Annotated in this window: 7 protein-coding genes; all 7 read right to left on the bottom strand. The window is 70.6% G+C overall.

The genetic code is table 11. The features are described 5' to 3' along the window. Nucleotides 1-13: 13 nt before the first annotated feature. Nucleotides 14-4,396: a WXG100 family type VII secretion target gene (locus ACZ5SK_RS34025; protein WP_468576855.1), complete on the bottom strand. Its 4,383-nt coding sequence runs from the start codon at nucleotides 4,394-4,396 to the stop codon at nucleotides 14-16. Nucleotides 4,397-4,497: 101 nt separating this feature from the next. After that, nucleotides 4,498-5,028 carry a hypothetical protein gene (locus ACZ5SK_RS34020; RefSeq protein WP_334582420.1) on the bottom strand — a complete coding sequence of 177 codons (531 nt, stop codon included), beginning with the start codon at nucleotides 5,026-5,028 and terminating at the stop codon, nucleotides 4,498-4,500. Further along, nucleotides 5,028-5,318, bottom strand: coding sequence for a WXG100 family type VII secretion target (locus ACZ5SK_RS34015; RefSeq protein ID WP_334582421.1), 291 nt, complete (start codon nucleotides 5,316-5,318; stop codon nucleotides 5,028-5,030). The genes ACZ5SK_RS34020 and ACZ5SK_RS34015 overlap by 1 nt, the downstream gene beginning before the upstream one ends. A gap of 34 nt (nucleotides 5,319-5,352) precedes the next feature. After that, on the bottom strand, nucleotides 5,353-5,688 hold the full coding sequence (locus tag ACZ5SK_RS34010) for a WXG100 family type VII secretion target (RefSeq protein WP_457495796.1): 336 nt from the start codon (nucleotides 5,686-5,688) through the stop codon (nucleotides 5,353-5,355). A gap of 134 nt (nucleotides 5,689-5,822) precedes the next feature. Continuing rightward, nucleotides 5,823-9,149 (bottom strand): right-handed parallel beta-helix repeat-containing protein, encoded by a 3,327-nt coding sequence (locus ACZ5SK_RS34005; RefSeq protein ID WP_468576852.1) that lies wholly within the window; start codon nucleotides 9,147-9,149, stop codon nucleotides 5,823-5,825. After that, on the bottom strand, nucleotides 9,146-12,094 hold the full coding sequence (locus ACZ5SK_RS34000) for a hypothetical protein (RefSeq protein ID WP_457495794.1): 2,949 nt from the start codon (nucleotides 12,092-12,094) through the stop codon (nucleotides 9,146-9,148). The genes ACZ5SK_RS34005 and ACZ5SK_RS34000 overlap by 4 nt, the downstream gene beginning before the upstream one ends. Then, entirely contained in the window at nucleotides 12,091-13,437 is a 1,347-nt protein-coding gene (gene eccB, locus ACZ5SK_RS33995; RefSeq protein ID WP_334582425.1) for a type VII secretion protein EccB, read from the bottom strand. Before eccB ends, ACZ5SK_RS34000 begins: the two co-directional genes overlap by 4 nt. Nucleotides 13,438-13,445 lie beyond the last annotated feature (8 nt).

The following is a 13,445-nucleotide window of genomic DNA, read 5'->3' as shown; positions in this document are numbered from 1 at the left end:
CGGCGACGGACGGTCAGCCGGGCGCATCGGCCCCGTCGGGCACAGCACCCCAGGAACCGGCACCCTGCCTCAACAGGTCGGCGATGCCACGGCTGCTCTTCCCCTCGTCACCGCCGTCCTCCGAGCCCTCGGCCTCCTCGTTCCACTCCTCGTCCTCATCGGTCTCGTCCGCAGTGCTGAGCAGCATCCGTGTGTACCCGAGGGCCGGAATCGGTGACTCCTCGGCGGCAGACTGTGAACGGTCTGGCCGCCAGGTGGGCAGTCCCGGTCCTACGACAGGTTCGGCGCAAGCGTTCCCAGGAGCGGGGGATCGCGGGAAGCCGAGCCCGGCGGCGAGGGCCGCGCCGTCCTCGTCGCTCCAGCCGGGTTCCTCCGCCGCGGTCACCGCGCTCTCCGCCTCCGGGCGCTCGTCCTCCCCACCGATTCCGGCCCCGGACACCGCGGCGTCTTCATCGCTCCACCCGTCGTCGTCACTGAGGACGTACTCGGGCCGGAGATCTTCCTCCTCCTCGTTCTCGGTTCGGCGCCCGCCGATTGCCCACAGCAGCCGGGGGTCGGAGGCTCCCCAGGCGCTGATGTTCTCGGATTCCGCCGCACCGGCGACCACCGCGACCCGGTCCTCGGCAGACCCGTCCAGCGCCGCCGAGTCCATGCCGAGGAGAGAAGCCCCGCCTGCCGGGGTACCGTGCGCCTCACTCGGTGCGTTCCCGGTCTCGGGATCGGACCAGCCCTTCTCCGTCGCCAACAGCAAACCCGAAGCGTCTGAACGCTCCTCGCCGCTCCTGGGGGCGCCGCCGGGCATCCCGTACGGTGGCGGCATCATCGTGCCCTCCCGCGCGGCCACGCCCTCGGCCGCTGCGGTCTCGCCGAGACCGGCCTTTGCGGCACCCTGCGCCGCGCCGGCGATCGTCTCGCCCTCACCGGGCGCCGACACCCCGCCGACACCCATCCGCGCCCCCATCGGCAGCGCATCCGGACGTACCGGCGTCACCCCCTCGCCCGCGCCACTTGCCCGGGTCGCCGTCGGCAGCGTCGACGCCACCGACGGCGACGCCGGGTGGCCCGTCCCCGGGAGTGTGAAGGGAAGAGGCATCGAAGTGAGAACGTGTCCCGCGTCCTGGCCGTGCTCCCTGGTCGTCTCCAGCCGCTCGGGGAGGTTGACACCCGTCATGCCCGGAGGCGTCACATCGCCGGCGCCGGGGTGTGACGGCACCGGCGCACCGTCGCCCACGTGCAGGAGGCCGGGACCACCCACGGCCGTTCCTCCGGCCGGGGCGCCCTCGCCGGCCCCGGGCACATCGACATGCGCACCCGACCAGGGCTGCGCATGACGCCCCACCAGCCCCGACGCATCCGAACGCTGCTCCTCCCTCGACGCACCCCCAGCACCCGGCCCCATCGGCATGAACGGCATCCCCGAACCACCACCAGCACCAGCACCAGCACCAGCACGTTGCGGAACAGACGGCGAAGAACCAGCCTCCCCCAAAGACACACCACGACCGCCGACACCAGAACCCGCCACCCCCGCACCACCGCCACCAAGACCCACCAGAGCAGACGGCAAACGCGAGACAGAACCATCCGGCACAGACCCATCCGGCACAGAACCCTGCGGCACAGACCCACTCGGCACAGGCCCACGCCCCACCGACCCATCCGGGACAGAACCATCCGGCACCAAACCTTGCGGCACAGAACCATCCGGCACCAAACCGTTCACCGGAGAACCGCCCGGCACCGACCTCACCAACCCATCAACTGCCGCACCCCGCACCGAGCCGACACCCACATCAGGCACCACCAACCCAGGCCCACCCGCCACCAACCCAGGCCCACCCGCCACCGTGCCAGCCCCGGCCGACACCCCCTCAACCGGCGCCACAACACCATCACCCGACCACGGCTGCGCATGACGCCCCACCAGCCCCGACGCATCCGAACGCTGCTCCTCCCTCGACGCACCCCCAGCACCCGGCCCCATCGGCATGAACGGCATCCCCGAACCACCACCAGCACCAGCACCAGCACCAGCACCAGCACCAGCACGTTGCGGAACAGACGGCGAAGAACCAGCCTCCCCCAAAGACACACCACGATCGCCGACACCAGAACCCGCCACCCCCGCACCACCGCCACCAAGACCCACCAGAGCAGACGGCATACGCGAGACAGAACCATGCGGCACAGACCCACTCGGCACAGGCCCACGCCCCACCGACCCATCCGGGACAGAACCATCCGGCACCAAACGGTTCACCGGAGAACCGCCCGGCACCGACCTCACCAACCCATCAACTGCCACACCCTGCACCGAGCCGACACCCACATCAGGCACCACCAACCCAGGCCCACCCGCCACCGTGCCAGCCCCGGCCGACACCCCCTCAACCGGCGCCACAACACCATCACCCGACCACGGCTGCGCATGACGCCCCACCAGCCCCGACGCATCCGAACGCTGCTCCTCCCTCGACGCACCCCCAGCACCCGGCCCCATCGGCATGAACGGCATCCCCGAACCACCAGCAGCGTTACCCGATGACGGCGCCCTCCCCACACCGCCCTGGCCCGACAGGCTCGACGGCGCAGCCGACACCGGGCGAGTCGGCACCGACCCGGTCGGCGCTCCCCCAGTCGCCAGCGGGCCGTCAGACAGCGCGGCCTCCCTACTACTCGTGGGCGGTTGCGACGTAAGCGACACGGGCTTGATCCCAACGCTGCCCTTGCGGGCCGACACGGTCACGCCGTGCAGGTCAATGCCTTTCGTGTCGGGCAGCGTGCCCCCGCTCTTGCCGTTGCTCAACAGACCCGATGGCACCGGTGATGGAGATTTGAGGGTGGGTGATGTGCCCCCGCCTGCGGCGTTCTTGCGCTGGTTCGTCGGATTGGCCGGCAACGGAAGGACGGGAGTGACCGGGTCGGCCGTCCCCGACGGGCTGCCGCCAGGAGTAGGCATGGACGCGAGGGGCGCGGGATTGACCCGTGTGTTGGACGGAACGCTCCCCTCCTTGCCGTTGTTCAGCGCGCTCGACGGCATCGGCGAGGGAGAGGTGCCGGACGGCGACAGCGTTCTGTTCGGGGTCTGTGTGCCGGTCGCAGTCGGCAACGTCGTGTGGGGACCGGAACCCGGATTGAGGGCCGCGTGCATCGCGGGGTCCACGTTCTTGGGGGACGGCGGCGTGGGTGGCGACAGTGGCGAGTTCACCGGCGCCGTGGTCAACTTCGTCGAGTCCGCCGGCGAGTTGCTCCGAAGGGTCAACCGTGGAGGAGTCGACGCCTGCGGATTCACCGGTGTCTGGGAAAACGGAGGAGACGGCACCGGCGAGGTGTCCGGCACGATCCCCGGCGAGGGCCTCGTCACCGGCACGTTCACGGGCATACTCCGCGACGTCGGCAGCGACACCGGCGCGGGGGTGACAGACGGCGTCAGAGGCGACAGCACCGGCGCGGGGGTGACAGACGGCGTCAGAGGCGACAGCACCGGCGCGGGGGTGACAGACGGCGTCAGAGGCGACAGCACCGAGGGAGTCGTCACCCGACGATCGGTCGGCGGCGTCGGCAGCAGTGGGTTCGGCACGATCGGTGACGTGAACGTCTGCCCCTTGCCCGTCGATGCGAGACCAGTCGGCACCTCGGGCGTTTTGGGGCTCTTATCAGTGAGATCCGGAAGTTTCAGCTGGTCGATGGGGCGTGCACTGCTGAGCGGGGGCGTGATGTGCGACGGGGAGACCTGGTTGAGGGTGCGCGTCTCGACGGAGTACTGGCCGGCCAGCGAGTGCAACACCGTGCGCATGTCGTCCGTCATCATCTTGACGATCTCCGGGCTCTGGCTGACCGGAATGAGCCCGTTCTTCATCGGCTTGATGCCGATGTTCAGCGCCTGCTGCGCATACCAGTGGTTGATGGTCTGGATGTTCGCCTTGGCCACCGCCAGATCGTTCCCGGCGTCCACGAGGGTCTGCGCGACCGAGGAGCCCATGTTCCCCCCGGCCAGCGCGTCGGTGCCGGAGGCCACCTGCTTGGAGAAGGTCTGCATCATGGTCATGAAGGCATCCGCCGCAGCGCCGTGCCACGGCGAGTCCTTGGTGCCGGCCAAGGCGTTGGCCTGAGCGACCAGGTTCGTCGAGACCATCTGCAGAACGTCATGCACGAACTGGAACGTGTCACCGGCCTCGTAGAGACTCTGCGGGTCGGCCACGGTGTTCGCCCGGTCCACCTCGTCCTGGGACGCCATGTTGGAACCACCGACGATGACCGCCATGATCTGCTTCCAGTCCCAGGTGTCGTAGTCGTTCGGCGACCCCATGACGGAGTTGTTGCCGAAGATCCCGGAAGTGTTCGACTCCTGCGTCGTGTTGCCGGTGTTGTAGTCCTTGTCGTGGTGCTTTCCCATGACGTCCGCGCTCTCGTTCGTGCCTGTCTGGGACAAACGCCTGTGACGACGTCAGGTCTGAAGAAACCTGACGCCGCCGCGGGCAGCTGTCCAGCTTGTCGTCATCCGCCAGTGCCGAGTTTGCTGAAATCGCTCTGTGCGTTCTGCATCGCGTTGTTCAGATCCTCGGCCGTCATCGTGGACTCGTCTTCGACGGTCGTGTACTTCCCACTGAGCTGGCGCATACCGGAGCTGATGTCCGACAGCCCCTGACCCAGATCGTGGAGAATCTTCAGGTACGTTTTCTGAAGCCCCGAATCACCATTGGCGCCTGAGGTGACCTGCCGGAGTGAGTAGGCGTCGTAGAAGGCTCCTGGATTGACCCTTTGAAGTCGCAGGAGCTTCTCGTACGCCTGCTTCACCGGCTCCGCGAGTCTGTCCATGTTGTCGGCGAAGAGCTCCATGGACGGCGTGGAGACCGACGTCGTCCGCCCCTTGGCCGAGCCGGCAGGAACCGGCGGCGGCACGGCATCGTGCTTCTGCGGTCCCGACTTGGTGTGCGGCGGATGAAAGGTCGTCGGGTCGTAGTGCTTGGGGGGGTCGTGCTTCGGCGGCGCCTTCCTGTGGACAGGCGGCATGTACGCGCCCGGCATCAGCGATTCCAGATGGTGGCGCCCGCCCGCTCGCCATCGGAGTAGTGCCCGATGATCGCACTCAGCGCGATCTGCGCGTTCTGGGCCTGGGTCGTCATGTCGGTGGCGGCCCGAGCCCACTCGGTGCGCGAGGCGTCGAACAGATCGCGCGCGCCGCTCTCCCATTCCATGATGGCCTGCATCGTGCCGGTCTGCAGCTCTGTCAGAAAGTTGGAGATCTCACCCGCGATCTTGTTCATCTGCGTAACCGTTTCCTCCAGGCCGTCAAACTGGAGACTGTAATCCGCCATGTTCTTCTCCTATCTGTGAAATGCCGACTGCCGCTTAGAAACCGGGCAGTCTCGGGGGGGTGATGTTGGCAGCGGCCTGCTGAGCCTTCTGGATGGTCTCTTCGTTCGTCTGCGACAGCACGCTGGTGTTCTGCGACAGGGCGTTCTCCATGCCGTTGAGAACATTGACGACCTTGAAGAAGTCGGCGAGCCAGTTCTGCATCGCCCGGTCGAACGCCTGGTACGCCTGCCCGGTCCACACGCTCGTGACGCCGGCGACTGTTGTGTTCATCGCCTTGTACTGGCCGTCGAAGTTGGCGACGCCTTCCGAGAAGACATTGACGGCCTTCTGAAGTCCCGCAAGGTCGACCTGCGTCATATTCCCCGCCATCGAGCCCTCCTTTTATTTTCTCTCGGTTCCTTGTGGAACCTTCTGCTATTACCTTCTCGGACGCGCGGGGCGAAGGGAACCGAATTCGCCTTGCCTTGCCCCGTCCACCAGTGATCGTTGCCCCGACGACCCCGTCAGGCCCCCGCGCCCGCCGCCGCGAGGGCCGGGCTGTCCTCTTCCGGCGGAGTCCGGCCCGCGCTGTCCGAGTCGGGGCCCGCGGCGTTGGAGCGGACGGCGGGCCGGATCGCCGGGGAGTCGGCCGCAGCCAGACGTTCGGCGAACCGGTGCGCACCGTATGCGCCCTCCGGGGGCGGGAAGTCGGTGAAGTGCTCGGAGAGCGAGTCGCGAACATGGTCGTCGACGGTGAATCCACGCGCCGTCAGATAACGCAGCGCGAGCTCGGCCAACTCGGTGCCGGAGTAGTCGGCGAACGGCAGGTACTCGGCGAAACAGGCGGCCAGTTCGGTGCCCGGGGGCGCGTTCAGGGCCTCCGCCAGGTGCGGCTCGTCGCCGCAGAGCACCAGCGCCAGCTCCCCGCCGGCCTCGACGGCGGTACGCAGGGCGCTCATCACGGCCCCGCGCTCGGACTCCGGGCGGCCCTGGAACGCCTCGTCCAGTTCGAGCAACAGCAGCCCGCCCGCGGCCTCGTCGAAGAGAGCGGCCGCGAACGTCTCAGCCTGCTCCCGCCAGCGCGCCGGGAACGCGGACAGAACCTGCCGGTGGACCGCGCCGGACTCCAAGAGCCCGTGCTCGGCGAGGCACCGCGCGTACAGCCCAGCCACGGCGCTCCGGCCGCTGCCCTGCCTGCCCGCGAACACCAGGTTCATCAGCCCGGCGGCCGGTTGGCCCTGCCGGCGCAACTCCGCGAGTCCGGCGAGGCATTCGAGCAGCGAGGTGCGGACCGCCTCCAGCCCCACCATGTTCGCGATGCGCCGACTGCTGCGCGCCTCCGGTTGACGGCTGCCCCCGGGGCCGGGCGTGGCGGGCTGTGCCCCCGACGGCTTCTCCACGTCGTCGCCCGTCAGCCGCGTGAACTCCGAGTCCGCGCCGGGCGGGTGAGCGGCCAACCGGGACGCCTGACGGTTGATCATCGACTCGAACAGCTGGCGGGCCACCCGGCCGTTGCCGAACGTCGGCCCCTTGGGGATCTGCTCGAAGTAGGCGGTGAGGGCCTCCAGCGCGGAATCGTTGAGTTCGTAGTAGTGCTTGCCGCACAGGCCCCGGACTATCGTCACCAGCTCGTCCACCGAGTAGTTGGGGAACTCGACGGTACGGGAGAAGCGTGACGCCATACCGGGGTTGGAGGACAGGAACTGGTCCATCTGCTCGGAGTAGCCCGCCACGATGACCACGATCTCGTCGCGGTGGTCCTCCATGAGCTTCATGAGGGTCTCGACGGCCTCCTGCCCGAAGTCAGGGCCGCTTCCCTTGGACTGGCTGGTCAGGGTGTAGGCCTCGTCGACGAAGAGCACCCCACCGATCGCCTTGGTGACGACCTCCGTCGTCTTGATCGCCGTGGCGCCGATGTACTGCGCGACGAGGTCCGCGCGCGCGACCTCCACGATGTGGCCCTTGCTGAGGATGCCCAGTTCGGCGAGGACCGCGCCGTAGAGCCGGGCCACGGTGGTCTTGCCGGTGCCCGGAGGGCCGGCGAACACCAGGTGCCGGCTCATCGGAGGCATGGGCAGTCCCATCTCCTGGCGGCGCTGGGTCATCTTGTTGAGGTTGATGAGGCTGGTGACCTCGTGCTTGACGCTCTCCAGCCCGACGAGCGCGTCGAGTTCGGCGAGTGGCCCGGTGCCGGTGTGCTGCGTGGCCTCCGGCGCGTCGGACTGCTCGGCGCCGCCCTTCGCCCGTTGCTCACGCTTCGACGCGGGACGCCCGGACGTGTCCTGCCGCTCGCCGCCGGTCAGGTTGCCGGCCGTGAACTGCGGGTTGTCCCGGAGCTGGTGCACCTGCAGGCCGCCGTTGTCCCGCACTTCGCAGTCGCGGAGGAGTACGGGCTCCTCCGTGTTGGCGCGTACTCCGTCCCCGGCGTTGTCGAAGATCACGCAGTTGTTGACCTCGGCCCGCGCGTTCGCCTGGATGTTGACGCCGTGTCCGCGGGCACTGTGGATCCGGCAGCCGGTGGCCGTGACCGATCCGCCGCCGGTCACCCGGATCGCGTCGGCCCCGGAGCCGCTGAGTTCGCTGTCCCTCAGGGTGAGCGCCGCGTCCCTCCCGACGAGGACCTCACACCCCTGGAGCCGGGCGGACACCACCTCCGCTCGGGATCCGTCGGCCAGGGAGAGCCCGGAGCCGCCCGAGGTGCGCAGGAGCAGCCCATGGAAAGTACCGGTGGCCTTCTCGGCCAGCTCCACCGCGTTCGCCCGGTCGGTGGCGATCTCGCACTCCCGCAGGACGACCTTCGCGGCGCCCGCCACCCGCAGCCCGGTACCGGCGCCCTCGGCCACGGTCAGCTGCTCCGCCACTGCGGTGGCGCCCTCCGTGACGACGACGGCCGCCTGGGCCGCCTCGCGTACGGTCAGTCGTGTGAGGCCGGCCGTGCTGCCGCCGTCCACGAAGACGCCCACCGAGGCCTGCGTGATCTCGCAGTTCTCCAGACTCGGCCGCGACTTCCCGGTGACGCGGACCGCGGTTCCGCCCGGGGCTGAGATGCCGCAGTCCTTGAGCAGCGGGCCGGAACCGCCGCCAATGTGCACCGACTCCGCTCCGGCACCGGAGAACCGGCAGCCGGTGAGGGTGATCCCGCCCTTGCTGGTGAGATACGCGTCCACGCTCGCGCTGTCGGTCACGATGAGGCCCGACACGGCCGCCGCGCCGTGCTGCTCGACGACCAACGCCGGCTTGCCGCTCCCGGTGATCGCCGTGTCCTCGATCCGCGCGCGGCCGCGGCCGTTGACGCAGATGCCGTTGCCCCCGGCCTGGTCGATGACGCTCTCCCGGATCGCCAGCCGCCCTCCCTCGGCGACCACGATCGCGGACGAGTCGGTCTCCTTCACGACTGTCTTCTCGACCGTGTTGCCACCGGTCGAGGTCACCACGATGCCGGCGCCCTTCGCTCCTTCGATCCGGCAGTCCCGTGCCACCAGCGTTCCCTCATGCCAGGCCAGGATCGCCGTCCATCCCGCACCGCTGATCCGGCAGGTGTCGAGGGCGGCCTCGCCGCGGCGGATCTCCACGGCGGCCGTGTCGTCGTCCCCGCCCGAGATCGTCAGACCGGACAGCTGCACCGCCTCGGCGTCGATGACGACGGCGCTGCCCGAGTCCACGCGGAGGAGCACGTCTCCGGCGCCGCTCGCGGCGGTGATGGTCACCATGCGGGTGATGACCAGTGCTTCCTCGTACGTCCCCCCGGTCACGGTGATCACCGCGCCGTCGGACGCGGCGCGCAGAGCCTCGCCTATGGACCGGTAGGCGCCGGGACGCTCCCGGGCGACCAGCAGGACCTGCCTCGTCATGGCGTCGTTCCCTTTCTGTGTGGTGCGGTGCGGGTGCTGCGGCCAGTCGTGATCAAGCCCGGTGGATTGCCCAGGGTGCTGAGGGCTGTCACCGGTAGACGGGCGGCAGGCTTGGCGGCCCGCCACTCCGTGCCGGCCTGTTCCAGTCCGGCCATCGCGAGGTCGTCCAGCGGGAGGCGCCGGATGTCGACGCTTCCGTCCGTCCCGATCTCCGGGCCCGTGAGCTCCCGGAGCAACAGCACGCGCCGTTCCTCCTCGCGCACCCCGAGGACCTTGAAACTGGTGCCGGGCAGGTAGAGCACCCTGTCGGGGACAGTCGTGTCCAGCAGGGCGGTGCGGCGCGCGGTCATCGACCAGATGAGCACGTCGACGTCGCCGGCCATGTCCGGATGCGCGGTGGTCAGTGCGGAGCAGAACGCCCACTCGGTGACGAGTCGGCGCTTGCCGTACCACTGCCACTCCGCCTCGCTCAGCGTGGTGCGCAACACCGTGGCACCGCGATACGAGGGCAACCGGCGCAGCCCCGACGCCACACAGCGGGCCAGCGGCACATGGGGGCCGACGGCCGCGCTCCGCACGGCGCTGTCGATCCGGTCGGTTCCTCCGGACAGATACAACCGGACCGCGACCAGGTCGGTGACCACGTCATCGGCCGACTGCCGAGAACCGCCCCGCAGCCCCGGGGACTCGGACAGAACCCGCGCCACGTGGTTCGCGGCGGAGTCGTACTGCTCCTTCAGCGTCCGTCGCAACCAGGTGCGCTCCTGTTCGAGGCCGCGCGCCGGGGGTGCGGCGCACGCTTCTGGCTTCGGTACGCGTTGCACGCGTACCGCCGGTTGCGCGGGAAGTCCAGGAGAAGCAGGCGTCCTTGCGGGGGCTCGGGCGGGGGCCGGCGTGGGGGCATTCGCCGACGGGGGCGCCGGTTGCGGAGTCCGCCGCGGCGGGGCCGGCTCCGCGACCGGCTCCGGTTCCACCGGGTCGTGGCCTGCGGCGGAGGCTTCGGCCGGGGCGGCGGCCTCGGCCCCCGGCGGCGGGGCCGACTCCAGCCGAAGGGATCGCGGACGCATGGGCACGAGTGGGGACGACTGCCCCTGCGGCGTGCCGGGGGCGGCCGGACCGGCGGGCGCAGGTTCGGACCCGGCAGGCGCGGACCCGGGCTGGGCCTCGACAGGCCCCGACGCGGGGGCCGACGACTCAGCGGCGGATCCGGGCCGGCCCACCGCGGGCTCCGGCACCGAGCCCGCCGACCGGGACTCGCCGGTTACGGGTCCCGGTACGGGATCCGGCATGCCGCATCCCGGTACGGGATCCGGCATGCCGCCTTCCGCTCGGGTCACCCCGCCCGCAGACCCGTACATCTCCCCTACGACGCCAGGGGCACCAGGAGCACCGGGCGCCGACCCGGACATCCCGGCCCCGGCTCCCGGCATACCGGATTCCGCCCCACCGGATGCCGTCCCCCCAGGCCGACCACCTGCGAGTCCGTGAACAGCACCCGGTGCCGACTCCGGTGCTCCGGTGGCAGGCCCGGGCTTCTGCACCGCAGGCCCCCTCGTGTGCTCCGGCGCGGGCTTTGGCGCCCCGGCTGCGGACCCGGCCGCCCCCTCCCTCCTCGCCGGGGAGGAAGCCGTGCCGGAGTTCTTCCCGGCGGCGTGCTTCGGGGCGGGCAGCACCCTGCACCCTTCGGCGAGCATCGGATCGAGCTTCTGGCGCACTTCTTCGGCCAGCGACCGCATCCGCTGCGCGGACGCCGACGTGCGCGCGTCGAAGTGGATCACCATCGCGCCCGGGTCGGCCGGAACACGGTGCACGGCCCGTGCGTCGGCCGGAGCCTCGGGGGGCCGGATCCACAGTCCGCTCTGGGTCACCTCCAGCACGGCGTCGTGCGTGTACTGGTGCACTCCCGTGGCAACCTCCGGCAAGCCCTCCATCGGCGGACGACGGCCGCGCAGTACGGGTGCGGGCGCGGTGGAGCCGGCGGCGCGCGCGGGGCGGTAGACCAGCTCGCGCACGAAGGCGGGCGGGCCGGGTGTGCCGTCCTCGCCCAGTGCGCGCACCAGCGGACCGTCCTCGCCGGGCTCACCAACCGTCGGCAGTCCGGCGTACACGGTGATCTCCTCGCCAAGCCGGTCGGCCAGCGTCTGCCCGAACGCGCTGCTTTCCGGCGCCCCCACCGGCCCGTACGGTGAGAAGCGCACCAGTGGCCGGGCCTCCGGCGCCACGAGTCCCCAGAACCGTTCGATGTCCGTCAACGACAGTTCCTGGCCGCCGGGGCAACCCAGTGCCACGGTGAGCCGGTCGGACTGGCAGAGGACGAAGGCCGCCAGCCGCCCGCGGTGAGCTTCCCGTTCGTTCTCGGACGTGTCCGACCGGAAGATCCAGACGCCGGCGGGAACGGGTTCGGCCGTTGCGCCGGCACTCGTCGCGAAGGAGGCCCTCGGCACGGCGTGGTCCCAGTCCGGCACCGGAAAGCGGCGCGACACCTGCGGGATGGGCCTGTGCGGGGCGAGACGCGTCCAGGCGGAGGAGCGGCGCGGGTGGAAGCTCAGCCAGCCGGAGCCGGATTCCTCCGGGACGAACAGCCCACCCCCGGGAGCGGGAAGCACCCAGCCGTCGGGGGTGAGCACGGTACGGTCGAGCCGGTCGGCCAGGAGCCGGCCGACCGTCATGGCGCTCTCGCGGCTGGGCCGGCCGGTGATCACCCGGAAGGACCGTCCTCGGCGCTTGAGCAGCCTGGCCACCGACTCCCAGTCCTCGGCCGGCGGATTCTGAGGGAGGTCGACGACCACGAGAGTGTGCTCGGGGTCGTGGGCCAGTCCGTCGGCGAAAGCGCGCACCCGCGGGTCGCTCCGTCCCTCACGGTGGACCAGCAGCGCGCCGCCGACACTCTGGCACTGCAGTCCCGCACGGCTTGGACTGCGCGGACCGCGCTCGGTGTGCCTCACGTCCCGCCCCCCTGGCCGGCGCGTGCGGTGACGGCGGTCTTGGCGGCGGTGGTGCCGAGCGTCGGACCGGTGGGTGCCAGATCCAGCAGCTGCCGGGGCAGCGTGCGCACCGGGGCCCCGCCGTATCCGAGCGCCGCGACGGCGTCCGAGTCGGCCAGCGGGTATTTCGTGCCGCTGTCGGTGATCAGGTAGAGCCGTGGTGTGGCGGGCTGCTGCGCGGACCGCGCCTTGACGAGCAGACCCTTGGTCGGTGGCACGAACAGACCGGAGGGCCGCGGACCGGCACCGATGGGCTCGGTCACGACCGAGCCACCCTCGGAACTTCCGGCCTTCTGCAGCACACACAGCGCCGTGTCGCCGGGTTCGAAGGGGGACCCCGTGAGCAGGTCCGGCACGGCGGTCAGCAGGGAGCGGTCCGACTCGACCTGGGCCGCGATGTCGGCCGGGCTCACGTGCTTCGGGGCAGTGGCGCCGGGTACGGCGCCGAGCAGGGCGAATCCGGTGCGGTTGACCGGGACGAGGCCTTCGGACCGCAGCACGTACAGTTCCTGCGCGCCGGCGGCAGTCGTCTCGAACAGCTGCCCCACCTTCGCGGGGCCACCTGCCACCGGGGGGCCCGCGGATCCCGCTCCCGGGATGTGCGGGGCAGCCAGCGTCCCGCCGGACGGCACCTGGGCAAGCCATGCAGAGGACACCGGGACGGTCTTGCGGGCCACCAGGCCGAGGGCGACCAGTTCGGAGTGGGACCGCACCTTGAACGCCCGGCCGCCCCACAGGATGTACGTGGTGCGATCCGGCCCGGAGAGCAGGACCCGCCGGTTGCGCGGGACCGGGGTGGCACGGCCGGCCGGGGCGAGGTCCACCAGCGTCCCCGTACTGCCCGGCGGCAGGCACACCGAGCTGTCTCCGGAGAGCAGGTCGGCGGCGAGAGGCACGTCGTCGGGTGCGCCCAGGATGCCGAGCTGCGGGCCGCGCCGGACGTCCGCCAGGGAGTCACGGGAAACCGAGACGGCCTTGGCGCGTGCCCCGACGACCAGTAGCGCGGAGGCGTAATTGGCCATGGGGTACAGCTGCCGGTCGCGGTAGACGTACCGGTTGCCGGTCTCCTTCTCCACGATGATCGAGCCCGGATCGCGCCAGGCCGTGCTCGGTCCGGGGCTGATCAGGCCGTAGACCGCGAAGCCCGCGGCGAGCAGGACCGCGACCAGGGCGCCGAACTGCATGCCGAGGTTCCCCCGTCGCATCGGAGCCTCGACAGGGCCCGGATCGCCGGCCAGCAGGGCCGACACGAGCCGGCCGACGGAGAACCGGTGGGCCTGGACGTGATCGCGTCGATTCTGCATCTGCCGGC

It is taken from the genome of Streptomyces sp. NPDC031474 (assembly GCF_055581185.1).
The sequence above is the reverse complement of the archived record's forward strand: the minus strand, read 5'-3'. Positions and strand labels throughout refer to the sequence as shown.